General features: G+C 39.2%; 19 protein-coding genes. 12 read left to right on the top strand and 7 right to left on the bottom strand.

Translation table 11 applies throughout. The features are described from left to right. Positions 1–9 precede the first annotated feature (9 nt). From LY11_RS01370 to LY11_RS01360, 3 genes are all read left to right on the top strand, one after another. Positions 10–1,095, top strand: coding sequence for a Gfo/Idh/MocA family protein (locus tag LY11_RS01370; protein WP_111631932.1), 1,086 nt, complete (start codon positions 10–12; stop codon positions 1,093–1,095). A 198-nt stretch (positions 1,096–1,293) separates the two neighbouring features. After that, a complete protein-coding gene (locus tag LY11_RS01365; RefSeq protein ID WP_111631931.1) occupies positions 1,294–2,214 on the top strand; it encodes a response regulator transcription factor in 921 nt (306 codons plus the stop codon). Between the two features lie 227 nt (positions 2,215–2,441). Further along, on the top strand, positions 2,442–2,660 hold the full coding sequence (locus LY11_RS01360) for a hypothetical protein (RefSeq protein ID WP_111631930.1): 219 nt from the start codon (positions 2,442–2,444) through the stop codon (positions 2,658–2,660). On the opposite strand, the gene LY11_RS01355 is transcribed toward LY11_RS01360, so the two are convergent. Next, on the bottom strand, positions 2,661–3,245 hold the full coding sequence (locus tag LY11_RS01355; protein WP_111631929.1) for a GyrI-like domain-containing protein: 585 nt from the start codon (positions 3,243–3,245) through the stop codon (positions 2,661–2,663). It abuts the gene before it with no gap. A 206-nt stretch (positions 3,246–3,451) separates the two neighbouring features. Here LY11_RS01355 and LY11_RS01350 point away from each other — a divergent pair, with 206 nt between their 5' ends. From LY11_RS01350 to LY11_RS01335, 4 genes are all read left to right on the top strand, one after another. Further along, positions 3,452–4,903, top strand: a complete 1,452-nt coding sequence (locus LY11_RS01350) for a sensor histidine kinase (protein ID WP_111631928.1) — start codon at positions 3,452–3,454, stop codon at positions 4,901–4,903. Beyond that, positions 4,890–5,582 carry a response regulator transcription factor gene (locus LY11_RS01345; RefSeq protein WP_111631927.1) on the top strand — a complete coding sequence of 231 codons (693 nt, stop codon included), beginning with the start codon at positions 4,890–4,892 and terminating at the stop codon, positions 5,580–5,582. Before LY11_RS01350 ends, LY11_RS01345 begins: the two co-directional genes overlap by 14 nt. A gap of 29 nt (positions 5,583–5,611) precedes the next feature. Next, the gene (locus tag LY11_RS01340) at positions 5,612–7,954 is read left to right on the top strand and encodes a glycoside hydrolase (protein ID WP_111631926.1); all 2,343 of its coding nucleotides are present in this window, start codon (positions 5,612–5,614) and stop codon (positions 7,952–7,954) included. A gap of 255 nt (positions 7,955–8,209) precedes the next feature. Next, on the top strand, positions 8,210–9,508 hold the full coding sequence (locus LY11_RS01335; RefSeq protein ID WP_245952546.1) for an alpha-L-fucosidase: 1,299 nt from the start codon (positions 8,210–8,212) through the stop codon (positions 9,506–9,508). A 127-nt stretch (positions 9,509–9,635) separates the two neighbouring features. Here the strand turns inward: LY11_RS01335 and LY11_RS01330 are convergent, their stop codons facing one another. The 4 genes from LY11_RS01330 to LY11_RS01315 all read right to left on the bottom strand — a co-directional run bounded on the left by LY11_RS01330 (position 9,636) and on the right by LY11_RS01315 (position 16,641). Continuing rightward, entirely contained in the window at positions 9,636–11,045 is a 1,410-nt protein-coding gene (locus tag LY11_RS01330) for a sugar porter family MFS transporter (RefSeq protein WP_111631924.1), read from the bottom strand. Positions 11,046–11,062: 17 nt separating this feature from the next. Beyond that, positions 11,063–13,990 (bottom strand): glycoside hydrolase family 38 N-terminal domain-containing protein, encoded by a 2,928-nt coding sequence (locus LY11_RS01325; RefSeq protein WP_111631923.1) that lies wholly within the window; start codon positions 13,988–13,990, stop codon positions 11,063–11,065. Between the two features lie 24 nt (positions 13,991–14,014). Then, positions 14,015–15,820, bottom strand: coding sequence for a class I mannose-6-phosphate isomerase (locus LY11_RS01320; RefSeq protein WP_111631922.1), 1,806 nt, complete (start codon positions 15,818–15,820; stop codon positions 14,015–14,017). A gap of 86 nt (positions 15,821–15,906) precedes the next feature. Continuing rightward, positions 15,907–16,641, bottom strand: a complete 735-nt coding sequence (locus LY11_RS01315; RefSeq protein ID WP_111631921.1) for a GntR family transcriptional regulator — start codon at positions 16,639–16,641, stop codon at positions 15,907–15,909. A 398-nt stretch (positions 16,642–17,039) separates the two neighbouring features. On the opposite strand from LY11_RS01315, the gene LY11_RS01310 reads away from it, so the two are divergent. The 3 genes from LY11_RS01310 to LY11_RS01300 all read left to right on the top strand — a co-directional run bounded on the left by LY11_RS01310 (position 17,040) and on the right by LY11_RS01300 (position 22,991). After that, on the top strand, positions 17,040–18,335 hold the full coding sequence (locus LY11_RS01310) for a glucosidase family protein (RefSeq protein WP_111631920.1): 1,296 nt from the start codon (positions 17,040–17,042) through the stop codon (positions 18,333–18,335). Positions 18,336–18,399: 64 nt separating this feature from the next. After that, positions 18,400–21,468, top strand: a complete 3,069-nt coding sequence (locus LY11_RS01305; protein WP_111631919.1) for a SusC/RagA family TonB-linked outer membrane protein — start codon at positions 18,400–18,402, stop codon at positions 21,466–21,468. Between the two features lie 11 nt (positions 21,469–21,479). Further along, a complete protein-coding gene (locus LY11_RS01300; RefSeq protein WP_111631918.1) occupies positions 21,480–22,991 on the top strand; it encodes a RagB/SusD family nutrient uptake outer membrane protein in 1,512 nt (503 codons plus the stop codon). A gap of 74 nt (positions 22,992–23,065) precedes the next feature. On the opposite strand, the gene LY11_RS01295 is transcribed toward LY11_RS01300, so the two are convergent. Both LY11_RS01295 and LY11_RS01290 read right to left on the bottom strand, forming a co-directional pair. After that, on the bottom strand, positions 23,066–23,449 hold the full coding sequence (locus LY11_RS01295) for a GreA/GreB family elongation factor (protein WP_111631917.1): 384 nt from the start codon (positions 23,447–23,449) through the stop codon (positions 23,066–23,068). Between the two features lie 96 nt (positions 23,450–23,545). Beyond that, positions 23,546–23,782: a hypothetical protein gene (locus tag LY11_RS01290; protein ID WP_146610780.1), complete on the bottom strand. Its 237-nt coding sequence runs from the start codon at positions 23,780–23,782 to the stop codon at positions 23,546–23,548. Between the two features lie 608 nt (positions 23,783–24,390). Here LY11_RS01290 and LY11_RS01285 point away from each other — a divergent pair. Then, entirely contained in the window at positions 24,391–24,777 is a 387-nt protein-coding gene (locus LY11_RS01285) for a group III truncated hemoglobin (protein WP_111632234.1), read from the top strand. Positions 24,778–25,015: 238 nt separating this feature from the next. Further along, on the top strand, positions 25,016–25,630 hold the full coding sequence (locus LY11_RS01280; RefSeq protein WP_111631915.1) for an RNA polymerase sigma-70 factor: 615 nt from the start codon (positions 25,016–25,018) through the stop codon (positions 25,628–25,630). Positions 25,631–25,649: the final 19 nt, after the last annotated feature.

Raw genomic sequence — 25,649 nt, 5'->3', positions numbered from 1 at the left:
TGAATAAAAATGACTTTAAATAATAAAAATCTACGGGTACTTGTAGTAGGTTGCGGTAACATGGGGGCTTCCCATGCTACCGCTTACCACACTTTAACCGGGTTTGAAATCTGCGGACTGGTTTCCACAGGTAATAGTAAAATAGTTTTAAATGAAAAGCTAGGGGGCAATTATTCGCTGTTTAGTGATTATGAAGAGGCTTTGAAGGCAACCAGTCCCGATGCGGTCTGTATTGCTACTTATCCGGATACCCATGAGGCGTTTGCAATTAAGGCTATGGAAAGCGGCTGTCATGTCTTTATAGAAAAACCCTTAGCAGATACGCTGGAAGGTGCACAGCGTGTAGCGGATGCGGCTCAGAAATTCGGTAAGAAGTTATTAGTGGGGTATATTTTGCGTTACCATCCTTCGTGGAAGAAATTTATTGAATTGTCTTCAGAGCTGGGTAAACCACTGGTGATGCGGATGAATTTAAATCAGCAGAGTCAGGGTGCAAAATGGGCGGTGCACCGTAATTTGTTGAAGAGTTTAAGCCCTATCGTGGACTGTGGGGTACATTATATTGATGTGATGTGCCAGATGACAGGATCTAAGCCCGTCCAGGTCAACGCCATCGGGGCAAGGCTTACGGCTGATATTAGTGAGGATACTTATAACTACGGACAGTTACAGATTCGTTTTCAGGATGGTTCCATAGGTTGGTATGAATCTGGCTGGGGGCCGATGATGAGTGAAACTGCTTTTTTTATCAAGGATGTGATCGGGCCGAAAGGCGCGGTGTCAATTGTAGCAAAGGAGGCAGCAGGGGTGGGTAAATCATCTACTATAGCAGCACATACGCAAACAGAATCTATCAAAGTACATTACGCAGCGCTGGATGATCAGGATCATTTTGCAAAGCAGGATAGCTGGATTGATCTGGTAGATGAGCCTGATCACCAGGAACTTTGTAACCGGGAGCAACGTTATTTTCTGAAATCAATTTTGGAGGATATAGACTTGATAAATCCAACGAATGATGCGATAAACAGTTTGAGAATTGCATTTGCTTGTGATGAATCAGTTAAAACAGGGCAACCGGTAATGCTTTCTTAAGTTTATGAGGTTAAATAATCACTCTTTTTGGGAATAATGCTTGTAATTCTAAGGAAATAATAGATTTTATCAGGCTGTTTTGGATTTCAGGTAGACAATTATTAGTTTAACTTAAATAAAAACGCTTTATTTGTGCAGTTAATTTTGTTTTAGCTATAATTTTGTCGTGATAACTAATCACATTAATCTATTCATCTTATGCTAGTCTTCGGTACGGAAATGGAGCTGATAACCTTCGTTTTTGTGTTATTCGAATGTCTTATATTCTTTTTTCAGTTTATTTATTATTTGTTCAGACCGCAGGACCAGAAGAGGTTACTGTATTTGATCCTGTTATTTTTATTGCTGATCTATAATTTTGGTGCGAATCTCTTTCCTGATGAGCGCATCCCGTTGCCTGTCATTCTTCAGAATATTATTGCTTATAGCAGCGGTTTTTTGATGGCTGCTTACATTCCTTATTACTTTTATAAGGTATATGATTTAAAGAAAATTCGCTTTCTGGCTTTATATGGGACATTGTTGTTTATCGTCGCTCCTTTTATTGTATTCTTTGTAATTGGCTATTCTTTAGATGGCGACCTGGATACCGCGAGTCAGCGGGGGCTGTTTATACCGATGCTGTATGGCGGATATTTTGTTTATGTGATTTTTAAGGAGGTCTATAAAAAGCTCAAAGAGAATGTAAACAATGAAAATATTATCAATGCTGTAATTGTCTGCTGTGCTGTTTTACCGTGGTCAATTTTACCTGTTATTGTTTATATGGATTGCAGCCAGACGGTAGAGGTTCTGGTTTGTAACAGTGGTTTCTGTATCATCACCATAATTTTCATCAGACAGTCTATTAAAGAGTCAAAGGCTGAATACGAGCTATTGCAGCAGATGAATAAAGGACAAGTTAAACAAGAAGAAAGGTATGAGCTGAATTGTAAACTTTACAGTCTGACAGCCAGGGAAACGGGAATTGTAAAACTGATCCATAAAGGATTAAAATATAAATCTATTGCAGAAGAACTGTTTATTTCTGAGCGGACGGTATCCAAACACGTACAGAATATCTTTATAAAAGTGGGTGTATCCAATAAAGTGGAGCTGATCAATAAACTTAATGAATGATCCTGTAATTCAATTTAAATGAGGCTCTGTTTATAAAATACGCTGTTTTACGTATTCGATTTACTTGTTTTTACGTATTTGGTTTTCCATACGATGTGACGAGTTTTGTGAATAGGTATTAACCTCTTGGGGGTGTTTTGAAAATACAGGATTGAAGTGTAGTACCGCTAGGAGCTACACTTCAACCACCTGTATTTATAATTAATCAATTGACTATTTATAAAACGATGATAAAGAGTTTAGTTTTGGAGGCTGCGGATACCTATCCGGGATTTGAATATGCCGCGCATTTATTACATAAGTTCATTTGTGCTGTTGACATTTTTACAATTTTGCTTAAGGATGGAAAAATCGTTCATTATACAGCAGCCGATACTGAGCAGTTCAAAAATTGGCTGATCGCAAACCATATAGAAAATATTAAGCCCGATCAGATTGAGTTCTGATTATCTTACGGGCTGACGTAATATCGTCCTTAATTTTTCAGGAACTGTATTTCGAAAATCACTCAGATAGACTTCGTGATGTAAACCAGTTTTTTGAAGACCCTTTTTCTCTATAAAGGCATGCAGTTGTTGTACAGCTCCAGGTTCTGTACAAAATGATCCGGTATGCAGCACTTGTACTACATTATTTTCCTGCATCGTATAAAGTTCTATTTCTTTGGCCAAGAGTATTTCCTTAGTTGAAACTACGTGTTCAATAGCGGTGTAAAGCGAATCTTTTTGAATATAAGCTGGTATACGGATCAGCAAAATATATTTCCATTTCCGTTGTGGGGGATGTTCGTTGAGATCCCATAAGCCTTCTAATTTAGAAACAATGAAATCCTGTTTGATTGCTTTGTGCATAAATTTAATAGCGTATGCGGTCGCATATAAAGCCTGAACTCTCTCGGCAAAATTGGCATCATTTGTATTTCCAATGCCAGGTATAGCAATGTATTTAGCTTGATCGAGGTCTAATAAAGCAGGAGCCTTACCTGCAGAATAGTAAGTTTTAAAAAGTTTTGTCAAGTCTAATTTTCTCATCTTTTGTTTGAATTGAACTGCGAAGAAACGGCGCTGTAGTGACAGCCCTATGTCAGCAGTTGTGAGAATTATTTGGGGTTTTAGTTATTTAGTGTTAAACAGTGTTAACAGGGACTGGCTATGCTTTAGATAATATTAGATTTGTTGAAATGAAGGTTACTATTCATTTGGATAAGATTTACTATCCTTTATAAAAACAGAGACTAATGAGAAAAAAACTGCGGTTTATTATCGCCATTATGGGACTTTCGCTGATCAGCTTATCTGTTTTTCAGGCGTACTGGTTATATACTTCTTATGGGATAACAAAGCAGCAGTTCAAATGGGATATTGCTGAGGTTTTACAAAGAGCTAACCATGTGATTGCGTTGGATGAAGTACTGCGGGAAAAGATTTTTACGAAGGATAGTTTATTAAGTGATAATGTTTCTGCATCCAAATTGAGCCGTGTATTGCTTTCTATACGTGCTGTCGATAATATGAAAAAATCCAGCGCCGGAAAAAAAGGGGTGGAGATCAATATTGAACTGACCTTACCGGGGGATAGCAGCGCTTCGGCAGACCGGCTTAAAAAAGATCAATCTTATACAATGAAATCTAATGTGGTTTATAGTGTAAATGAATTGGCCGGATTTTACATTCCGCTGCATAAAAAGATTGATTCGTTATTAAAAGAGAAGGGAATTCATAGCCAGTTCGCTATTAAAATCTCTAATACAAATGGTAAGGGTAAACCTTTTATTTCTGACGTTGCAGCTTATCATAAATTCCAGGAAAATTCCAGGCCTGTGAAAATTGGCTTGCTGGATGTTTACGAAGTACGGTTAGCTCTGGATAGCAATACAGGTTATGTGTTTAGAAAGATGCAATGGATTCTGCCGGCTTCTGTGCTTATTTTGCTGATTATCGGCTGGTCTTTTATTTATATGTTACGGACTATATTTCAACAGAAAAAGATTGCTGAAATCAAGAATGATTTTATCAATAACATGACTCATGAGTTTAAAACCCCTATAACAACCGTTGCGTTGGGCATCGAGGCGATGAAGAATTTCGAGGTACTGCATCAGCCAGACCGCGCAATGGAGTACCTGGAAATCTGTGCGCATGAGATCCAGCGGGTAGGAGATATGGTGGAGAAAGTACTGAAAATGTCAGCTTTTGAGCGCAGTGAGATCAAATTGTTATTGCAGTCTGTAGATGTGATTTTACTCATTCAGCGGGTGATCGACAATATGCAGTTACAGCTAAAAAGCAAGGAGGTAAAACTTGTTTTTAAACATGATGAAAAAGCACTTTTTATCAAAGCAGATTGGGTTCATTTGAATAGTGTGATCTATAATATGATTGATAATAGTATCAAATATTCCGGTACGTCTCCGTTGATTGAAATTAGTTGTAGTCAGCAAGGAAACATGGTTTGTATTCAAATTAAAGATAACGGGATTGGTATTGATGAAGTTTATCAGGAAAAGATATTTGATAAGTTTTTTAGGGTACCAAGCGGTAAACTTGCTAATGTAAGTGGTTTTGGCTTGGGACTGAGTTATGCTGCTAACATTATCAATATGCACAATGGAAGTATAGCTTTAAGCAGCAAACCTGGAAGAGGAAGTGTGTTTACAATAAATCTTTATACTGATTATGGGACGAATTAAAATATTACTAGCTGAAGATGAACCTTTTTTGGCCCGTATTGTAAAAGAGAGCCTGGAATCAAGAGGTTTTGAAGTGAAACAGGTAGATAATGGAACAAAAGCGCTTGCACTGTTTGTTGAATATAAACCGGACATCTGTGTTTTTGATGTGACTATGCCTGAAATGGATGGATTTACGCTGACTCAGGATATTAGGAAAATGAATGCTGAAACGCCGATAATCTTTTTAACGGCCAGGTCTTTAACTGAAGATGTGGTGAATGGCTTTGAAATAGGGGGAAATGACTATCTAAAAAAACCATTTAGTATGGAAGAACTGATTGTCCGTATCAATTCTTTACTCAGAATCCCATTCAGGAAAAATCAACAGGCTAACGGAGAGTTAAAGTGTCCGATAGGGGAATATTATTTTAATTCTGTTGCCCAGGAATTGACTAAAGGAAATCAACTGGCTAAGCTGTCTTTCCGGGAATCTAGTTTGTTGAAGCTTTTAGTTGAGAATAAGAATGAGGTTTTATCCAGAAAGACTGCACTTGAATCACTTTGGGGAGCAGATAACTTTTTCAATGCCCGGAGTATGGATGTTTTTATAACCAAACTGCGTAAACACTTAAAAGATGATCCTGATATACAGATTGTCAATATCAGGGGTTTTGGTTATAAATTGATAACAAACTAAGAATACACAAAATTTAATTTAAAGTGAAGATGAGATTGGTTAACTGCGTGAGCTTATCAATAAAGTATAGTCTGTTTTTTATCTTGCTGATGACTGCTCAGGCGGGATTGGCTCAGGATAGGGAGTTATCAAATGAGCAGATAAAAGTATCAGTAAATCCTGAAACATTTGCCGTAACTACAACCGATAAAAAAGGTAATCAATACGTGATTTCAGCTCCATTAGTCAAACGTATTGCACGGCATGTTAAACAAGATAAAACTCATCTTTCCTGGGCCTTTGGAGAAGATTTAACGGTTTTTGTGGAGTTGAATGACGATTATCTTGATGTGACTGTAAAGTCTGCTGATACAGCGCATTTGAGCTGGCCAAAAGTTGAATCCAGGTTTAGTGCTTTTACCATTCCTTTACATCAGGGGAAATACATTCCTGCACAAGACGAAAAATGGCAGGCCCACTTTACAAAAAATCCTTCAGTTTCCGGATCTCAGGATTTGTCTATGCAGTTCTTTGCAACGAATTTTGATGATAAGGCATTGGTCTATGTGATTAAAAACATGTTTAACAATAAATTGGAATTCTATACGCATCAGAAGACACTGGCCCTGCAGTTTAAGCATGAGTTCCCGGCTACGGTAAAGGATAAACAGTTTGGTTTTCGGATATACCTGGTCAATAATGATCCGGTAACTATTGCGAAAACTTATCGGAAATATGTCGAAGAGAAATCACCAATTCTCACACTGGCAGAGAAGGCAAGAGATAATGGTAATATCAGGAAATTATACGGTGCTCCCCATATTTATATCTGGAACAATGAGTTTTTGGTGAATGATGATGTCAAAAACTGGAAACTATTAAAAGATAAAATAATTAAGGAATCTGCTGCCGCCACCATGAACCCGACAAAACATATTTTTGAATTGTTTGGGCATAAAAATGCGGAAGCAGGCCGGGAATTTTTAGCAGCGTTCAGTGAATTTAAAAAGGATGCTTATATCAGCAAGTTCCACAAAAGCTTGTTATTAAGGGCCTTGAATGAAGCCTTGAAAGACGGAGTGGTGAGTTTGAAAAGTGAAGAGGTGAATTTGAAAAGTGGAGAGGTGAATTTGAAAAGTGGAGAGGTGAATTTGAAAAATAGAGAATTAAGTTTAAAAAGCCGGGGTCTGAGTAAGGAAACATTAAATGAAGCCTATCCTTTGTGTTTTCAACCAGTTCAGGATTGGGGTGGAGCTCCGTTAGCGATGTTGGATCAGATGAAGGCCGCCGGTATAAAAGATGCGTGGTTAGGTTTGAATGACTGGGAGGCAGGTGAGATTCATCCGGAGTTTGTGTTGAAGGCTAAGGATAAAGGATATTTAATAGGGCCTTATGATTCTTATCATAGTATACATCCTCCTGGAAAAGAGGTCTGGATAACTGCAAAATTTGAAGATACAACTTTATACAACCGGGCTTATGTAATGAATAAAAACGGCAAACCTGCACATGCTTTTTTAGGGCAGGGGAGACAATTAAGTCCTGTACTGGCAATGCCTGTGGTTAAACAAAGAATAATGGGTTTAATGAAAGGCCCGGCACAGGAATTCAATTCCTGGTTTATTGATTGCGATGGAACAGGTGAAATTCTGGATGATTATACACCGGGCAGAATGACTGATCAGGAGCAGGATCTGGAAGCAAGGTTAATGAGAATGGCCTGGATCAGAGATCAGTATAAACTGGTTATTGGCACTGAGGTCGGAAATGATTACGCTGCCAATACGATTGCTTTCGGGCATGGGATGACCACTCCGGTGATTGCATGGAGTGACCCGGATATGCGGAAAAATAAGAATTCTCCTTATTATATTGGTGCTTATTATTCCAGCGACGGGGGAGTACCGGGCAGATATGGTTTGCAGGCACCCCTAAAGGATGAATATTTGTATATCTATTTTGATAGTCGTTTTAATATCCCTTTGTATCAATTGGTTTATAACAATGCTGTAATTACTTCTCATCATTGGGAATGCGGGAGTTTGAAGATTCCTGGTGAAATTAAAAATACGGCGCTGAAGGAGATTTTATATAATGTACCACCATTGTACCATCTTAATCAGTTGGAATGGATAAAATATAAAAGGATTATCAGTAAACAGGTGAAGGTTTTTTCTAAGACACATGAGCAGGCGGTTCAATTGGAAATGACCGGATTTGATTGGTTAACAAAAGACAGGCTGGTACAGCGAACTACGTTTGGGAAAAACATGGAGATCACCGCCAATTTCAGCAATGTGCCTTTTACAACTCAGGGCAGAACTATTCCGGCGCATGGCCTGCTTATTCATCAATTGTTAACTGGCGAAAAGGAACTCTATATACCAGGATAAGTATATCTTATTCAGGAGTGAGTTTTGTATTATTCAGGAATGGGTTTTGTATTATTCAGGAATGGGTTTTGCATTATTCAGGAATAGGTTTTGCATTATTCAGGAATAGGTTTTGTATTATTTATAGGAGGAATAAAGTTTTCGGGGAGATTCTCTGGTAAAAAAAACAGATAAATCTTATGTTTAGGTTCCAAATAATAAACAACTATGATAAGACGGTTCCTTTTAAGATTAAGCTGTATTTTTTTGATAACGATGTCGCTTTTTACTGCTGCAACAGCACAATCAAAGATTAATCCCGATTCCATCAGGACTAAAATGCAGTGGTTTGCCGATGCAAAACTGGGCATATTCATTCATTGGGGTATTTACTCGGTGAACGGGATTGATGAAAGCTGGAGTTTTTACAATAAAAAGATTAGTTATGCTGATTATATGAAACAGCTAAAAGGCTTTACTTCTGCTAACTATCACCCGGAAGAATGGGCAGCATTAATCAAGGAGAGCGGAGCTAAATATGCAGTGATGACCACCAAACATCATGATGGTGTTGCGCTTTGGAACACGAAACAAAAACATTATAGCGTGGTAAAAAATACGCCAGCAAAAAGAGATCTGCTTACCCCATTTTATGCTTCACTTGATCAGCAGGGTATCAAACGTGGTGCTTATTATTCTTTGATAGATTGGAGTTCGCCCGATTACCCGGCATTTACAAAAGATAGTACGCGTTATAAAATAAGTGACGATCCGGCACGCTGGCAACGTTTTCTTACCTTTAACCAGGCGCAAATAGATGAGCTCAATAAAACATTTAAACCTGATCTGTGGTGGTTTGATGGAGACTGGGAACATTCTGCTGCCGAATGGAAAGCACCATTGATCCGTCAGAATATCTTAAAAATTAAACCAGATGCGATCCTCAACGGACGCTTGCAGGGTTATGGCGATTATGATACACCTGAGCAGAATTTCCCGGTCAGCAGACCTCATTTCAACTGGTGGGAACTTTGTATGACGATCAATAACAACTGGGGTTATCAGCCGCAGGATACCGCCTGGAAAACACCTGCTGAAGTGATTTCTATTTTTGCAGATGCGATCAGTAATGGCGGAAATATGCTTCTTGATATTGGCCCGAAACAAGACGGAACAATACCGGAACAAGAGGTGCATATTTTGAAAGAATTGGGCAAATGGAATAATAAACATGGCGAAGCTATCTTTAGTACGGTAGGTGGTCTGCCTCAGGGTCATTTCTACGGCCCTACCACTTTACCAAAAGATTCTGCTACACTGTATTTATTCCTTCAGGGAAAGGTTTCCGGAAATGTAGTTGTGAAAGGGTTAAAGAATACAATTAAGAAAATTCGTGTAGTGGGTACTTCCAGAACCATTGAGCCTAAAGTTGTTGGCAAGATCTCCTGGAGCCCGGTTCCGGGACTAGTATTTATTAATGTTCCTGAAGATACACAGGATGAATATATGTCAGTGCTGGCACTGGAACTGGATAAACCCGTGAGTTTATATCAGGGGCAGGGTGGACTGAAATAGTAAATCAATATCACTATATAAAGATATCTATACATCTTTATATAGTGATATTGATTATTAGCTGTACGGCGATACCGACTAATTGATCATCAACTATATAATCATAATTAATTATCATCTTTTCATTCTAATGTACAAAGATGTCCTGTACCTCTTCCAGTGACTTTCCCTTAGTTTCTGGTACCATTTTATAAACCACTATAAATGAAACCAGGCAGCAGGCAGCGAAAAACCAGAACGTGACCGCTGCACCCGCAGAACCCAATAACAGCGGCGTGAGTTGCCCTACAATAGTATCTGCAATCCACATGACCATGATACTTAAACCCATAGCTCTCCCGCGAATTCTTGTCGGGAAAATCTCGGAAGCTATTACGAATTTCAATGGCCCTATAGAGAAGGCAAAACAGGCGAGAAACAAAATGATACTTATAACCAGTGCAATATTGTTTGTCGCACCGCTGTAAAAACACCAGCCCGTAAAAAACAAGGAAATAGTCGCACCAATAGCACCAATAATATAAAGAGGCCTGCGTCCTATCTGGTCAACTTTCCATACCGCAATCAGGGTAAAAAGGAAGTTCGCCAGACCGAAAACGATCTGTCCTGATAAAGCATTAGTGATATTAATTCCTGCATCATTTAAAATACGGGGCCCGTAATAGATAATCGCGTTGATCCCGCTAAACTGAGAGAATAAAGGAAGTAATAAACCAATCAATAACGGCCTTCTCATCTCCTTAGCAAATAACTCTTTGTAAGAACCTGATTCTTGTTTTGGCGTTTTTTTAAGCAATACCAGATCGGCAGCTGCACTTGCAGAACCACTGATCCTGCTTAAGATATTGATGCCTTCCTGCTCCCTGCCCTGATAAATCAGCCACCTCGGGCTCTCGGGTACAAACCACAACCCAATTAAAAACAGCAGTGATGGAATTACCCCCAACCCGAGCATCGATCTCCATACTTCCTGAATCACTATATAATTTAATAGTTCTCCTAAAGATTGATTCTGATAGGTAATTGATAAACTTAATAAGCCCGCATTAGTCAGGTAAGCAACCAGAATACCTGCTGTTATAGCCAGTTGATAAAAAGTAACCAACCGGCCGCGGATAGCAGCCGGAGCTATTTCTGAAATATACAAGGGGGCGACTATGGATGCCACACCGACCCCCATGCCGCCCATCATCCTTGCCAGAATTAATAAAGTATAATCAGCAGAACCTGCCGTACCAATTGCTGATAGTAAAAATAATATAGCTGATAACATCAGCATTTTCTTTCTGCCAAAACGGTCACTGAGCTCTCCGGCAAAAGCAACTCCGATAATACAGCCGACCAGTGCCGAAGAAACAAACCAGCCTTCTGCCGCTGGTGATAAACTAAACTGTTGTTTTACAAAAGGCAGTACGCCTGAAATAACGGCCATGTCAAAGCCAAAAAGCAGCCCGCCTAATGTGGCTACCATGGTAATTGCGATTAAAAAAACGGTTGACTTTGGAGCCGAAACCTGTGGTTCATTGTTTAGGTTCATGGTTGTTTAAGGTTAATTCAATTTTCAATACAAACTGTCATGATCTCTTTTGCCGGAAGGATAAATTGGTTCTTCAATGACTTTTTACGTGTTTCTAAAAGATCGCTTTCCCAAATACCCAGGGATGAATTGTTTTTTGGATGGATAATAACTTCACTATCTTTTTCACCGCAATTCACCAGCTGCAGGATAATGCTTTTTCCATCGCCGGCTTTTTTAACAGCTTCCACATAGACATTATTTCCCTGGATAGTAAAAGGCAGGCCTTTTTCAAGAGTTGCGGCAGCAGGAGCGACCAGCAGCGGTTGATGGTTATTTAACCCGGTTTGATTAGCCTGATAGCTATCATACCCGCTTTCATGTGCCTGAATAAAATAGTGGAAAGTAACAGGCCCTTGCTGATCTGCTTTGAAGTTCGTGTGCCATAAATTATTCATTACCCACGAATAAATATGAGAAGATTGTGGCGTAAATGATAACCAAAGTGGTGCATGAGGTAGGCCACCAAGTAAATTGGCTGTAGTTATCTTTCCAATTTCAAATAACGGAGCATCAGGACTGGATAAGGTAATCCCATAACTATTATTTGATATGTCTATCCATCTTTGCATCGTATACCAGTTTCTGTTTGAATAAGGTAACTGATCAGTTTCTGCGGTAATACTTCCCCATGGAATACTGTAACGGACTTTGGCATCCGGTACATGAAAAGGAAAGGCGAAATGAACACTTTCCTTTCTCCGGATTGCCTGCTTATCAATCGTATTAATCAGCTCAATTTGATCAAGGCCAGTAATTAACCGTATTTCCCTGGTAATTCCGTTGGTACCAGGCGCGGCAGAAGTAATCAGTAAACTATTGACCAATGGCCCCTTTTCTTTGAATGTTATACTGGCGTTTGAACTGGATTGAATTTTCTCAATAGAGTCACCCGGCATGTATAAATATTGATTGAGGCCGGCAGAATCTGCAGAAAGATAATTGCGGTTATTCGCCAGCTTGATCAGCTTTTTAATATCTCCGGTTTGTGGGGCCAGCTCAATTTGATAAACTCCGTTGTTTAAGGTGTTTGCAGAGATCTGATTCTTCCCACCACCTTTGTTGTGAGTTTTTTCTGCACGGCTGTAAGCTTTTCCGGGATAAATGCTAAAAGTGCTTTTCCCCATTTGTGGTACCTGATCGGCTATAAAAGCGAGTTCGCCAGTGCTTAAACGTTGAGAAATTACAGGTTTTCCGGATGAATCTTTAACGAGATCACCAGCCTCGCTTAAAGATGCGGGGATATAAACTATGTTTGTACGTGACCAGGAAACCGTATTATAAACATCAACCTGGTTATCTTTACTTCGCTCACTTTTTAAAGACTGTGCAGTTAAAGTATCAATAATATCTTTTGCTTTCAAAACATAAGATTGCTTGACTGCCCATTCACTCTTTACTTTTTCATCATCGGGGTGAGATACACTATTAAAAGCACCCCAGGTATGCTCATTGAATAGTAATAAGTTTTTCCAGCTTTCATCAAAACTTTGCACCGGATAAGAAGATTTATTGCGGATAGCCCAGATTGCATCCGCTTGTTTGAGCTGATCAGATAAATTACGGTTAAGCGCAGTTTCTTTAGCCGCAGAAGATACCCCATCTGTCCAGTACTCGGTATAGTCCCCTGCAAAAGAAGGGATTTTAGCCGCATATTTTTGCTCAAAGTCAGTGAAAAACTGTTTTGTAGAGGTAATAATCAACTGCGGTGACGCATATTTTTCATTCCATGCCTTCACTGCATCTGGTAATTCCGGATCAATTGGTGCATTATCACTCATCGCCCAGGTTAAAATGGACATGTCATAAGGGAAGCCTTTTTGCGCCAGTTCATCCAGATAGTTAAATAAATAAGGGTTCAGGAAGTTTTCTGAAGGATGACCTGTATAGAAAGGTTTCGGATCTTTGATCGTAAAGAAATTAGGTATTTTGTCTCCTTTCAATTGATAACCTAATGAATAAGGCTGACATTGCCAGAACAAGAGTTTTTGTTTGCCGGAAGGGGAGAGCCAGTAGAAAGGTTTATCCTGCCATTTCGCCAGATTTCCTATCCGGTCTGAAGCATTCGGGCCAGAGAGGAAATATCGGATTCCTGTTTGCTCAACCTGCGCCGCCAAACCCCAGGAAGCTCCCGGTACATCACCCTGAAATAAGGTGTTGATCTCAATGCCCTGTTCTTTGGCCAGTTTTTGTGATTTGGCGAACATTTGCATTAATTGTTTGGAATCGGTAAGACTGGTATTGATATTTCCATAAGCACCGTCCAGGCTGATCCATCCTTTTTTTACGGCGTTCCAGAATCTGTCTTTTTTCTCCTGACTGGCAAGCATTAAATAATTATCTACCACCCACATCGCTTCAGTTGTCCATTTGAAGCGTGCAGAAGCCGGATAGTCTTTTGTCTTTTCTGCAAGAGCGATAGATTCGTCAATATTATCCATATGCAGTTTCAGCACTTTAGCCTGTGTATTGGTATAGCCAATATCTACATGAGAATGGGGCAGCACATAGATGTTCCAGCTCCTGGAAGGTTCAACAATGCAGCGTGCTGTATAGGTTTGACGATTAAAGGAAACTGAAACTGTTGCTTGTGTCGCTTTAGTAACCGGAATACCGGGTAGCGGGATCTCCCAATACGCTGCTCCTTGCTTATTTGCAGCGATACTGATCTTTTCCGTTAAGTTATTAAAAGATACAGAGATTTCTCCCTTTTGATAGTTTTTGCCGTTTTTAAAAATCAGCCTGACCATCCTTCTGCTTTCTCCATTATACTTTAAATAAGCTATGGTTGGCTGTAGTTGAATGTCTGTAAAAATAGCCTGCTGCCCAAATACATTGAAGCTGCTTATGGTTATAAAAGCAATAAATAGTATTTTAAATTGATACTTTTCAGGTGTGGTTCCCATGGTGATTGATAGTCTTTAAATTAATTAACAACATTCGTCCTTTACAAAGGCAGTGAGGACTTTAGCCCGTCCCTTTCCTTTATTTATGATTTGGTATTGTACCGCATCAGCAGGAATAATAAAAGTTTCCGCATAATGAATTACCTGTTCCATCTGTCCGGTTCTAACCAAAATAAGATCTCCTTCTACCAGGCTCAGGATATGACATTGCCCATTGGTATGTCCTTCAATAACGGTATCGAATTCAAAGCGGTGAATTGCATAAAAATGATCAGGATGAGTCATCAGGTTGATTACCTGCCAGTCGTCGCCCTGCTTAATGATACTTTGTTTTGCAATCAGGGTGTCTTTAACTACATCACCCTTTCTTTCAAAATTCAGGTTGGCAAAAGCACGTTCGATATTCAATGGCCTTGGTTTACCATTTAAATCAGGGCGCAGCCAATCGTACATTTTAAAGGTGAAAATATAAGGTGTTGCACTAATTTCCAATACCAGGTTGTTCTTGCCAGAACTATGCACAGTGCCATTTGGAATCAGATATAGCTCATGTTTTTTAGAATTAAATGTCTGTACATACGTTTCTACCGCTACAGGTGTATGGTGATTAAAACTGTCTTGCAGAACCCGTTTAAATTCTTGCGGATCAATATTTTCCTGAAAACCTAAATATACTTTGGCTTGCTGCTGATGTTCAAGAATGTAATAAGTTTCATCCTGTGTAAAGTCTTCCCCAAAATGTTCTTTGGTATAAGCTATGGTAGGATGGCACTGTAAGGACAATGGAGCGCCATTCATGGTATCCAGGAAATCAAAGCGTATCGGAAAATGATAACCGAAACGTTTGGCAGCTTTACCTAAGATCGCATTACTGTTATGAAAAAGCAGGGAATCAAAAGAGACTTCCAATAACCGGCCTTCATTTTCCAGTACAATCCCGTTTTCGGGAGCTATCAATTCAAATGACCAGGCATAGTTTATAACGTCCGGATTGAGTCCCGCTATATTGTCTTTAATCCATTGGCCACCCCATACACCAGGTTCAAACCAAGGCCGGGCCCGGAAAGCATGTCTGGACATTTTAGTTAATGAATTGCGAAGCGCTGCCCCAGTCATCCAGGCTATTTCAATGATTCGCTGTTCGTCCACAATAGCATCAATACGCGCTAATAACTGCTGCTTATGTTTATTTAAAACAGGCCAGTCTACAAAATAAAAGCGTTTATACTGTGTTTTAGGATCGGCAGTTTCTGAGGCACCAAGATTACGCAGCACATTTGCTCTGGAACGGAACTGAATCTCATTTTTGGGGACATCAATATAAATTGTTTTAGCATGAATAGGGGCTAATGCAGCTCCACAGCCATAGATAATGGTTAATTCATGGGAATCTGGTTGAATTGAGCGGAGCTTTTTCAAATCAAAAAAGTCTATTAATTCCCCTTCATACCTTTTACCAAATACAGGATCATTTTGCTGTAAATTAACAGCAATTAACTCCTCAATTACTGCGGCGGGTTTTAACGCCGTATCAATTGTTATCCAGCGGACGGTTTTACCTTTTTGCGTTAAATGTTTATGAAGCTGTTTGACGAACTGGTCCCAGCAGACACCGGAATATCCATCAATTACAATATTTTGATCCTGATTAACGATCCATTCAGCCAGGCTGTTGAAACCTGAATAGATGGTGTCTGCAATCTTAAAAGCGGGATAAATATCATATCCCTGCTGAGTGGTTTGAGCTTTTTCTGCTGGAATAATAAATTGCGTTGTATTCCGCAAAGTACCTATATCGGTATTTATTCCGTTTGGGTAAGGATCCGTCATCAGGTTTGATTAGTTATATGTTATAATGTCCAAACATATGACATTTCTCCTGAATATTCAAAGCCCTTTTTAAAATCGATAAAAATCTAGTGATTTCTTCTGCTCTCTACGGTATAGATAAAGCTTTCGGCATTGTAATAGCCTAAGTTATATTCCATTGCACGATCACCCTGATCATAGACGAATCTTTTTCTGAATAAAATAGGGCTTCCGGTTTCCACTTCCAGCTTGCCGGCAATAAATTTGTTTGCCGTGATGGCACTGATCTCTTCCTTCGATAAATTGGCGATGACTGAATGTTCTGTTTCCAGCATTTCATATAAAGGCAGCTTAAAATCTTCCTCTCCTGTAAGGCCTATTCTGGGATGGAAGTAAGAAATGAAATACACAAAAGCACTATCAGCCCCACCGCGCAAACGCTCTAATTTCAAGATCTTTTTATCGGTTTTAATATCGAATAAATTGGCAATCTGTTCATCCGGGTAGACCCAGCTTACATGTAACTCATAGTTTTTGACAGGTACGCCCCTTGCTTTCATTTCCTGAGAAAAACTCAGCCAATTCATTGATTTAGAGCTTATTTTAGAAGGAGCAACCTTGGTTCCATACCCTTTTTTACGCACTAGTAATTCTTCATAAACCAATTTGTTCAAAGCCTGGCGAAGGGTTGTTCTGGAGATCGCCAGTTTCTTGGCAAGATCTACTTCATTCGGTAAGAGTTTACCAGCCTGGTATGCTGGATCTTTGATAAGTTCTCTGAGTAAGAGTTCTGCCTGGATGTGAAGTGGGATATGACTTTTATGGTCAATGGAAATATTCATAGTAGTTTAATAACGATGCGGTGATCGGTTGTAAAATTAAGCTTTTTAGTACATACATAGCAAATAGGAATGTAGGTATATATGTGCTGCAACTTGATACCTGCCGATTACTCATTCAGGTTAAGCGGAATGAACAAAAATAGAAGTCTGACGAAAAGATCATAGTTAGTGAAATTATTCACAACGTTAACTATGAATAATAAGTAAAATGGCAATCAAACCTGGATAAAGCTTAACCGTTTTATCAATATGAAAAAAGATCATCTAAAATTTGGAAATACCTAGAATACTTCTATGTTTGTACATAACTATTAACAACCAAATATAGACGGTAATCATGTTTCCTATTAAAAACAGGGATATGTGCGCTTTTATTTATCGTATTTAAATAAAACTGAATGAAAAAATCTCTACTCCTTTTTTCTGCTGTTTTTTGTTTACTACATCTGAACTCTACCGCACAGGTAGCAGATAGGGCAGCACTCGCGAGGTCCATACGCGCTGATACTCGTTTAGATACGATTCAGGCAAGGGCAATTCAACTACTTACCGGATTTTCTGCTGGTACATCTTATGACGAAGTATGGATCAGAGACTTTAATACCTTTATCAAAGGCTCTTTAAAAATTCAACCCAAAGAGAAAGTGCGGAATATGCTCCTGATGTTCTTTAAAATTCAGGGTGATGATGGTAATATTGTGGATGGTGTAGTGGATAGTGCAAAAGCAAACGGTGGCTATCAGTACCGTTACTCCACTTTATTGCCAGGATGGGCCGCCCATAAAAATACAGTAGAAACTGATCAGGAATCCTCATTGGTACAAGCGGTGAGCAAGTATATTGACGTGACTGGTGATCAAAGTATTCTTTCCGAACGTATCGGAGCTAAAACCATTTTGCAACGTATGGAAGAATCGTTCTCCTATATCTTAAAAGATAGATGGTCAGCTAAATATGGTCTTGTAAAAGGTGCTGCTACGGTTGACTGGGGAGACGTACAACCAGAAAAAGGCTGGGGGGTAGCGATCAATGCACATACCAAATGGGCAGTTGATATTTATGATAATGCCATGTTTGTCATCGCCATAAATGATTTTCTGGCTATGAAACCTGCAAACTACAAAACACAGCAAGATTGGGCGGGCGTGGCCAGTAAAATTAAAGCAAATGTCCGCAAACACCTGTGGATGCCTGAAGCTCAAAAATACAGACCTCATTTGTATTTAAACGGCAGTCCTTTCTCTAAAACATTTGACGAAGACAAGATTTTATACTGTGGTGGCTCTGTATGTGCAATTCTGGCTGGATTTAACACTCCAAAAGAGGTACAACAAATTAACCTTCAAATCGTAGCTGCCGCAGCAAAAGAAAAATTTGCAACGATAGGCTTTACAGTTTATCCCCCTTATCCGGAAAGTGAATTTCCAAATATGCTTCCTTATTCTTATCAAAATGGCGGTGACTGGACCTGGTTCGGTGGCCGGATGATTCCTGGTTTAATCTCTAATCAGCTGATTAAAGAAGCTTATGAAGAATTAATGCCTATGGTAGACCGCGCAATTGCCCATAAAGGATTTTATGAATGGTACAATGTACAAACCGGCGAAGCCAAAGGGTCCGGTGATTTCAGAGGAGAGGCGGGCGTTTTATTCGATGCCGTTGAATCTCTTAAACAATGGGCCGCCAAAAACTAACAACTGAACAGCTTTTAAAACGATCATATAACCACACCAAAAACCAAAAACTAAAAACCAAATTATGAAAAAAGCATTTATTTACTCCATTTTGCTCTCACTGCTTTCCCTGCAGGTGATGGCACAAATTAAAATTACCGGGAAGGTCACCGGTTTAAAGGACAACCTCGCGATCCCCGGGGTTAGTGTCAAAATAAAGGGGGCAGCTGGAGGCGCAATAACTGATGCTGCTGGAAATTACCAAATTCAGGTAGCTGATGATAAGGCTATCCTGGTTTTCTCTTCTACAGGTTTTACAGCACAGGAAAGAACGATCAGCGGTAGAAGTACCATCAACATCCAGCTGGATGAAAAGGCCGATAACCTGAACGAAGTAGTTGTAATTGGTTACGGTACGGTTAAGAAATCAGATTTAACCGGAGCTGTTGCCACCATTAAAGGTGAACAGCTGATGGATAAACCTGTTGCAAATATCTCCCAGGCCCTGCAAGGTAAAATAGCAGGTGTTGAGGTGAGTTTGAACAGTGCAGCTCCAGGAACAGCCGCGAAAGTACGGGTAAGGGGTATTGGATCTATTAACTCCAATATTGATCCTTTATATGTAATTGACGGGGTTGCGGGTGTTGATCCGAATTCGATTAACCCGAATGATGTGGCTTCATTAGAAGTCTTAAAAGACGCTTCTTCTACCGCTATTTATGGTTCAAGAGGTGCAAATGGGGTCATTATGATCACCACAAAAAGAGGGCGCAGAGAGGGAACGCAAATTAGTTACGAGGCGAATGCAAACGTGAGTGAATTATACAGACATGTGAAATCGTTAAATTCAGAAGAATTCCTGAAAGTTTACAATGAGGCTTTCGCGAACGGTACAAAATTTGACCCTGCAGGTGGCGTATGGACTCCTCCAAAAGCCTTGAATTATGCAAATTATCCATTATTATTTGATACCAACAATAAACCTCTTTATGATACAAACTGGGAAAAGGAAACTTATAAACCTGCTTTCTCACAAAATCACCAGTTAAATGTACAAGGTGGTAATGAAAAATCCCTGTACAGTTTATCATTAGGTTATCTGAATCAAAAAGGACTGGCTCCTACTTCAGGCTTTAAGCGCTATTCTGTAAAGATGACCTTAGATAATGATGTGAAAAGCTGGTTAAAATTAGGTGGTAATGTGAACCTGATCAGAAGCATACAACGTTTAGTTACCGATGGTAACGGAAGTTTAAATGTTGCCAGGGCAGTAGGCGAAGAAGTGCCGATTTTACCTGTAAAATATGCTAATGGCCTATATGCAGGGAATTTTGATATTGCTGGTTTAGAGGGTGCACCAAATCCGATAGATATTGCAAACAACAGATATACGATCAATAATACTTTACAAATGCTGGGTAATGTTTATGCTTTAGTTCATATTACCAGCGAACTTGATTTTAAAACTGACTTTGGATATAACCTGAGCTCCAATAAAAATAACTTCTTTTCTTCTCAGAATTTGCAGCATTTATCTGCCGATGAAGGCGGGGTAGCCAATATCAATGCTTATGATAACTATTACTGGCAGACAGAAAATTATTTGACGTGGAACAAAAAAATCAATGAACGTCAAAAATTTACAGCCTTATTAGGCGCATCTTTACAGCAAACTGGTTATGAAAGAGTTCGTGCAGAAACGCAAAACTTTGTAGATGATATTTTTCAATATCATTATCTTCAGGCTGGTTCAGTAAGATCTGCATCTGAATCTTATGATACTAAATCTGCTTTAAGTTCATTCTATGCAAGGGTAAACTATAGTCTGGATGATAAATATTTATTTACAGCTACAGGCCGTTATGATGGTTCTTCGAGATTTGGAAAAAACAATAAATATGCCTTTTTCCCTTCTGTAGGTGCTGCATGGCGCGTTTCACAAGAAGATTTCCTTAAAAACAGTAAAACCGTTTCTAATTTAAAGATCCGTGCAAGTTATGGTACTTCAGGTAACCAGGAAATTGGACAAGCCCGTTCTTTATCACAAATTCAGCCAAGTACAACTGTTTTAGGTGGTTCAGCACAATCAACACTATTGCCTAGTTATATCGGTAATCAGGATTTGAAATGGGAGAGATCAATCCAAGCAGATGCAGGAGTTGAATTAGGGTTATTCAATGATAGAATTAACCTGACTTTTGATTATTATAACCGTGTCACCAAAGATTTATTGTTACAGACCCCAATTCCGTGGTCCGCAGGATTTACCAATGCAAATGTTTACAAAAACGTAGGTTCAGTAAGAAATTCCGGAATAGAGATCAGTTTGAATACGGTCAATGTTAAAACAGATAATTTCACCTGGTCAACCAGCTTCCTGTTCTCTGCGAATAAAAACAAAGTTATCAAGTTGAATGATGGTAACGCTGACATTTTCCCTGGCCCGAACTTCCTTGGTCAGAATTATGTAGTTCGTGTAGGCGAACCAATCGGATCTTTTTACGGAATGACACGTCTGGGCACTTATGGTGAAAATGAAGCAGCTGAGGCCGCATCACATGGCTTAAAAACCGGAGACAGAAAATACCTTTACAATGAGGATGGTAGCGTGAACTATAGTATTATAGGCCGGGCTTATCCAAAATGGACAGGAACATTCAGCAGTAGTTTTAAATATAAAAACTGGGATTTATCATTTGATATTCGTTTTGTTCAGGGTGTCAATACAGCAGCTAACTTTAAACACTCTACTGAAGACAGACAGACGATCTCGAATAGTTTGGCAACAGTGTTAAATGCGTGGACACCACAAAATCAAAATACTTCTATTTCCCAGGTACGTAACTATAAATTCGCTCAGGATTCACACTTTGACAGCTGGTGGGTAGAGGATGGTTCATTTATCCGTGGTCAGAATTTTATCGTGGGTTATAGCTTACCTGCGGCAGTAAATCAGAAGTTGCACATCAATCGTTTAAGAATTTACGCAAACGTTCAGAACTTGTTTATCATCACCAAGTACACAGGATATGATCCGGAGGTAGATACATTTAACCAGACTTACGGTTCAAATGCTTCTTTCTCTCAAAATATTGACTTTTTCGCTACGCCAAGACCTCGTATCTGGAATTTAGGCGTTCAACTTACCTTTTAAAACTGAATCACATGAAAACGACAAAAAATATATTATTTGCGGTACTGGTTTTACTTACCTGTGCTTCTTGTAAAAAATTCCTGGATGAAAAGCCCACCGATTTTATAACTCCGGATTCAGAGCTTTCCAGTGCTAAAGTAGCCAGAGCCTTTGCGAATTCAAGTTATCAATATCTGCAGGGGATGTTGCAGGGACAACCTTCATCATACGGAGGAAATACCTATAACCTGATGGAATTTATGACCGGAAAAGCAAATAGTGATCTTGGACAAACCGGAGCAGTTAATTTCCAGAATCTTTCTTACAATACGACTTCATTTTATATCGATACCTGGTGGCAGAAAATGTACCAGGGAGTTGGTGCATGTAATATCGCTATCGAAAAAATACCTGGTATCAACGCTCCGGGACTTAGTGAAGCAGATAAAACAAACCTGATGGCCGAAGCGCGTACGCTTAGAGCTTTATACTATTTTTTCCTGGTGAGAATGTACGGAGCTGTTCCAAAGGTTACTGAAATTCCTAAAAACCTGAACCTGTCGATTCCAAGAACAGCTGCAAAGGATATTTATGATACCGTGATTATCCCGGATTTACTGGAAGCAGAGAAATCTACTTTACCCTGGAAGGATATTACAGGAAAAGTGTCTATGAGCGCTGTAAAATCAATTCTGGCAGATGTATATTTAACTTATGCTGGTGCAGCAATCAACGGCGGAAAACAATATTATGCTGAATCGGCCAAACGTTCACTGGCGGTTGCGCAAACAGGAGGTTTTTCTTTATTTCCGGAGTATACGGATATGCTGAAACCTGCAAATAAAAACAACGGGGAATTTATTTTCCAGGTTCAGTATGCAGCTTCTGTTCCTTCAAACAATCCATTGACTTCACTGACTATCCCGAATTATTCAGGTATTTCGGGTTATTCGGATGAATATGGTTCAGTTTATCCAACGCCACAGTTTATCAGTTCTTATGCACCTGGTGATAAAAGGGTAGCAGAAAAACAGTTTTTCTATACAAGTTATAAGAGCTATAAGAACAACGATATTGTGCAGTTTAAAGGGAATTATATCTATAAATGGTTTGACTCTACTGCAGTATCTGGTACATTGAAGTCTGATCTTAACTTTACTTTGTACCGTTTAGCGGATGTAGAATTAATGTACGCAGAAGCTTCAAATCAGGCAGAAGGTGCACCTAATGGGACAGCGATTCAGTTTGTGAATGATATTAGAAGAAGAGCTAAACTAGCTCCGATCGGCGCGTTATCATCGGCGGCTTTTGAGCAGGAAGTATGGGCACAACGTTACTATGAATTGTGTTTCGAGAATAAAATGTGGTTTGATATGATTCGTACCAGGAAGGTTCACAATGATGTGACTGGCAACTGGGACAATTTTGTAGGGCACAAAACAGTTTTCGGCGCAACATTCTCAGAGAAGCAATTGTTGTTCCCTTTGCCTAAACAGGAAACGGATGTGAATTCAAGCTTATTACCAAATAATCCTGGATTCTAAACAGCACCAGGTTTTTAAATTGAAATGCCCTGTTAAGCTAATTAACAGGGCATTTTTTATAGGCTTTAACTCGCTTAGCCTTTTTTATGGGTAACCTTTAAAATAGCAAATGTTCTCATGCCATCGGGCATTTCCCATTGAACTTTGGAGCCCACGCGGTAGCCTAATAAGGCGGTGCCGATAGGGGCAAAGACAGACATTTTATTTTCTTTCATATTGGCTTCCGCAGGAAAGACAATTTGAAAAGTATATTTTCTTTCACTTAATTCTTCCTGGATCTCTACTTCTGATCCGATACATACCGCATCATCAGGTAGCTCATCTTCTTTGACAACTTTTGCAGAACCTAACTCTGCAAGTAACTGGTTTTTATTGTATTCGGAAAGATTAGAATCTTTAAGATGTTTTTTTAACAGATCCAGTTCTTTTTTAACGATCATTAATTGTTCCGTTTTCATATGCTTATTTGTTTATTGTTTTTTTTGGTCATATGGAGCCTTTGATCATTAAAATAATGATGTCGGGTCCATATGATATTTATTAGATTTTATTTATTAATTCGCAGCATGCGATTTCTGAAGATTGAGCAGCCGGCTATGGATTTTAAACTTTCGTTGTTGCGGTTTAAGCTTACGATACAGGAATAATTGCAGCACAGTGAACAGGATAGACAGCACAGTTAACCAATCATCATCCAGAAGTAAAGCAGCGAGAACAAGCATTACATTTAAGCCGAAAAGACCTATCAAGCCCAAGCCGATCCATGAAATGGATTTAAATTTATTAATCATATAAACTATTAATTCAGTAAAAAAAGAGAGTGGAGCTGTCTGGTATACAGCTTCATGATTTTCCTGAAGGCCCCAAACCAAATGAGGGTCGGGGCTTACTTAATAAAGTCCTTGCTGGTAGTTTGGGAGTGGAATCCAAAATGATAATGAATAGCTATCATGCGGCAATACATTGCAAATGAAGCGCACATTTCCCTGGTAAAGGAAATTTCGAGCATTGCATAAATAAAGCGGTGTGTAAGGATTGTTTTCATTAACAAAATAAATTAAGATATAAAAAAATAAAGCTTTATCGCTGGCCCCAAACCTGATGCGGGGCCGGGACTTACTGAATAAAGTCTTTGCTATTTTTACGGAAAAAGTATCCTAAATTAGAGTGGTAAGAAACGGGTTGACGTTGCAGAACACGGGCAGGTTGCATTTTTGATGCAATCGCCATTCGAAGCGTGTAAAGTAAGTGTCTGATTAAACCCATTGAAACAAATCTCTACTTTTAAATCACAAAAACAAATATTTCCTGAAATAATATATTATTATCTTAGGAATGTTACATAACTATGATTTTTGATATGATTTTTTCAAAGCGCTTAATCCGTAAATTTGTAACAATGAAGGCTGACATTAAAAACGTGGAAGATATTATGCTGTTCGTAGATAAATTTTACGGGAAAGTTCAGCAGGACGAACTGATCGGGCCTGTTTTCGCAAGTGTACTGCAAGACTGGAACCCTCATCTGCAGCAAATGTACAGGTTTTGGAATGCTGCATTATTCGGGGTTCCTGGTTTTCGGGGAAACCCTTTTGCCAAACACGCTCCACTGGCTATTGAAGCAAAACATTTTGAACGCTGGTTAATCTTGTTCAGGGCAACTATTGAGGAAGATTTCGAAGGGGAAATGGCAGCAGAGGCTAAAAACAGAGCTGAACTCATGGCCGAAATGTTTCTTCGCCGTTTGCGTGGATTAAATGGTGATCCGACTAAAGTCATTGTCTGAATCGGGATTGATAATTCAAAACAAACGTTTGTGCTGAGATTTAACGGCTAACCTCTCAGGTTTTATTTAAAACGTTAAAGCAACTATAATTTTCTTGATTATACATTTATTTTGTATCACATCAGGTAAAAAACATCCGTATCTTCTTATTAAATGGAACTATTATGCAAGCGTTTGCGTAGTTCTCATCCTTTTTAATGGGTTTGCTTGCCAGTATATTAAGATTAAACTTAATAACATGCTGGATTCATTGTTTAACACCAGGCCTACAAAATCTTATGCTACCCTTACAGATCATGAACTGGCTGGTTTGCTTACGGTTGATGATGAAGCCGCATTCAATGAACTTTATCAAAGGTATTGGGAAAGATTATATGTGGTTGCGCGTCAAAGAACCGATGACGCGTATGAAGCAGAAGAAATAGTGCAGGATATTTTCTGTAACCTCTGGAGAAAACGCAGCACATTCGAACTGATGAAAGGATTTCAATACTATTTTTCGGTTGCAGTGAAGTTTGAAGTCATCAACCGGATGGCGAAAAAAAGCAGAGAGAGCAGGGTGAAGAAGGAAATACTGGTTTGGAGCTCTCCGGTCGATGAGTCTACTTCAGACCTGCTGGATTTCAATGAGCTGCAAAATCAACTGGCATTAACCATCCGTGTTTTACCTGAAAAATGTATGCTGGTTTTTAAGCTGAAACATGAACACGGCTATTCTCAGAAACAGATTGCGAAGGAGTTGAATATTGCGGAGAAAACTGTAGAAGCGCATCTTGCTAAAGCACGGAAAACGATCCGGGCAAAATTCGGTTATCTCGCACAAATGGCAAAGTCAGTTCTTTTTTTATACTAATTTCAAAATAGACTAAGGG

Source organism: Pedobacter cryoconitis, assembly GCF_003259615.1.
GTDB lineage: Bacteria > Bacteroidota > Bacteroidia > Sphingobacteriales > Sphingobacteriaceae > Pedobacter > Pedobacter cryoconitis.
Note: the sequence above shows the minus strand (reverse complement) of the source record. Positions and strands in the feature narration are given on the sequence as shown.

Excerpts from the sequence above, each read along its gene's own strand:
- LY11_RS01370 (WP_111631932.1), top strand. The coding sequence starts at position 10 with ATGACTTTAAATAATAAAAATCTACGGGTACTTGTAGTAGGTTGCGGT.
- LY11_RS01365 (WP_111631931.1), top strand. The coding sequence starts at position 1,294 with ATGCTAGTCTTCGGTACGGAAATGGAGCTGATAACCTTCGTTTTTGTG.
- LY11_RS01360 (WP_111631930.1), top strand. The coding sequence starts at position 2,442 with ATGATAAAGAGTTTAGTTTTGGAGGCTGCGGATACCTATCCGGGATTT.
- LY11_RS01355 (WP_111631929.1), bottom strand. The coding sequence starts at position 3,245 with ATGAGAAAATTAGACTTGACAAAACTTTTTAAAACTTACTATTCTGCA.
- LY11_RS01350 (WP_111631928.1), top strand. The coding sequence starts at position 3,452 with ATGAGAAAAAAACTGCGGTTTATTATCGCCATTATGGGACTTTCGCTG.
- LY11_RS01345 (WP_111631927.1), top strand. The coding sequence starts at position 4,890 with ATGGGACGAATTAAAATATTACTAGCTGAAGATGAACCTTTTTTGGCC.
- LY11_RS01340 (WP_111631926.1), top strand. The coding sequence starts at position 5,612 with ATGAGATTGGTTAACTGCGTGAGCTTATCAATAAAGTATAGTCTGTTT.
- LY11_RS01335 (WP_245952546.1), top strand. The coding sequence starts at position 8,210 with ATGTCGCTTTTTACTGCTGCAACAGCACAATCAAAGATTAATCCCGAT.
- LY11_RS01330 (WP_111631924.1), bottom strand. The coding sequence starts at position 11,045 with ATGAACCTAAACAATGAACCACAGGTTTCGGCTCCAAAGTCAACCGTT.
- LY11_RS01325 (WP_111631923.1), bottom strand. The coding sequence starts at position 13,990 with ATGGGAACCACACCTGAAAAGTATCAATTTAAAATACTATTTATTGCT.
- LY11_RS01320 (WP_111631922.1), bottom strand. The coding sequence starts at position 15,820 with ATGACGGATCCTTACCCAAACGGAATAAATACCGATATAGGTACTTTG.
- LY11_RS01315 (WP_111631921.1), bottom strand. The coding sequence starts at position 16,641 with ATGAATATTTCCATTGACCATAAAAGTCATATCCCACTTCACATCCAG.
- LY11_RS01310 (WP_111631920.1), top strand. The coding sequence starts at position 17,040 with ATGAAAAAATCTCTACTCCTTTTTTCTGCTGTTTTTTGTTTACTACAT.
- LY11_RS01305 (WP_111631919.1), top strand. The coding sequence starts at position 18,400 with ATGAAAAAAGCATTTATTTACTCCATTTTGCTCTCACTGCTTTCCCTG.
- LY11_RS01300 (WP_111631918.1), top strand. The coding sequence starts at position 21,480 with ATGAAAACGACAAAAAATATATTATTTGCGGTACTGGTTTTACTTACC.
- LY11_RS01295 (WP_111631917.1), bottom strand. The coding sequence starts at position 23,449 with ATGAAAACGGAACAATTAATGATCGTTAAAAAAGAACTGGATCTGTTA.
- LY11_RS01290 (WP_146610780.1), bottom strand. The coding sequence starts at position 23,782 with ATGATTAATAAATTTAAATCCATTTCATGGATCGGCTTGGGCTTGATA.
- LY11_RS01285 (WP_111632234.1), top strand. The coding sequence starts at position 24,391 with ATGAAGGCTGACATTAAAAACGTGGAAGATATTATGCTGTTCGTAGAT.
- LY11_RS01280 (WP_111631915.1), top strand. The coding sequence starts at position 25,016 with ATGCTGGATTCATTGTTTAACACCAGGCCTACAAAATCTTATGCTACC.